Annotated in this window: 2 protein-coding genes; both read left to right on the plus strand. The window is 72.4% G+C overall.

All coding sequences use genetic code 11. From position 1 onward, the window contains the following. Window positions 1-271: 271 nt before the first annotated feature. A complete protein-coding gene (locus HUW36_RS32365) occupies window positions 272-748 on the plus strand; it encodes a nitroreductase/quinone reductase family protein (RefSeq protein WP_174531524.1) in 477 nt (158 codons plus the stop codon). A 219-nt stretch (window positions 749-967) separates the two neighbouring features. Continuing rightward, window positions 968-1,628 (plus strand): LppM family (lipo)protein (locus tag HUW36_RS32370; protein WP_174531525.1); only part of this gene is annotated, 661 nt, incomplete at its 3' end.

The raw sequence follows: 1,628 nt of genomic DNA on the forward strand, positions 1-1,628 counted from the left end.
GCCAGGCCGTCGCCCGCGCGGCCCTGCGCACGGCCCGGTACGGCCAGCAGTTGCGCAACCCGGTGGCGCTCGCCCTGCGCGACACGGCGATCCGGTTGACCCCGTCCCGGGCGGCGCTGCGCGGCATGGCGCGGTACGCCGACTGGCGGCCGCCGGGCTGACCGCCGGCGTACCCGGGCCCGACGCGCGGCGGGTGACCGGCGCCGGGCCGAACGACCCTGGCCGACGCCTCCGCCCGGGGTCCGTAATGGAGGGGACGGAGGGAGCCCTCATGGGTACGGGAGTCTGGCAGCGACAGTTGAGGTGGATGTACCGGGGCGGCCGGCCGAACCGGCTCGCCCGGGCGATGAACGCGCTGTCCGCCGCGCAGTTCGCCGCCGGCCTGGGCCCGCGGCACTGGGTCACCCTGGAGGTGCCGGGCCGGCGCACCGGCCGGACCGTGGCCGTGCCGCTCGTGGTCGCCGACCACGAGGGCGCGCGCTACCTGGTGTCCATGCTGGGCGAACGGGTCAACTGGGTGGCAAACGTCCGCGCCGCCGGCGGGCGCGCGGTGCTGCGACGCGGCCGCCGGGAGCCGGTCCGGCTGGTCGAGGTGCCGGTGGCGCAGCGGCCGCCGATCCTGCGCCGCCACCTCGCGCTGGCCCCCGGCGCGCGCCCGCACGTCCCGGTGGACCGCGACGCCCCGCTCGCCGACTTCACCCGGGTCGCCGCCGACCTGCCGGTCTTTCGGATCACCACGGCGGAATGATATTCGCGAACAACCTTCCAGAATATCGAGCGCGCCGGAATCCGGGGTCGTCCGAAGGGGAGAGCGAACCGGTAAGATCGGCGACAAAGCGCTGGCTGATCGCTGACTGCCGACGGTGACGCGACCGCCCACACTGGGCGCATGAATACGAGACTCCGCCGCAGCCGGGCATTCCGCCTCGCGGTGTGTCTCGCCCTCGTGGCGACACTGAGCGGCTGCATGCAGCTCAACCTCGGGCTGACCGTGAACACCGACGACACGGTCTCCGGCCAGCTCCTGCTGACCGCCCAGAAGTCCGTGCTCAAGCAGCGGAACCCGGACGTCGCGGCGGCCTTCGCCGAACTGCGGCAGAACATTCCCACGCTTCCCGCCGGCGCCGAGAGCCGGTACGAGGACGCCACCTACTACGGCATTCAGATCGCCTACCGGAAAACACCGTTGTCGCAATTCACGAGCGAAAGTGTGAATCTTGTCCGCGACGACGATCTCTATCGCTTCTCGCTACCGCTGGATCCGAAGAAATACGGCGGCAAGGTGGCCGAACAGGACCCGCGGAACCAGCAGGCGTTCATGACGTTGATGTCGTTCGAGATATCCGTGACGTTCCCCGGCCGGGTGCTCGACACCAACGGCACGATCAACGGGCGTTCGGTGAGCTGGAAGGTCGTCGCCAACCAGCCCAAGCCGGCCGAGCTGCGCGCCGTCGCCGAGGCGCCACCCGCGCCCGCCACCAGCGCGGCCGTCGCGGCGGTCACCGGCGGCTCCTTCCCCTGGCTGTTCGTCGTCGGCGGGGTGGTCGTGCTGCTGCTCCTCCTGGTCGCGGTGACCGTCGTCCTGCTGCGGCGCCGCTCCCGCGGCGGCACCGCCCCCGTACCGGCCG

Origin of the sequence: Micromonospora maritima (assembly GCF_902825405.1) — a bacterium.
GTDB classification, from domain to species: Bacteria; Actinomycetota; Actinomycetes; order Mycobacteriales; family Micromonosporaceae; genus Micromonospora; species Micromonospora maritima.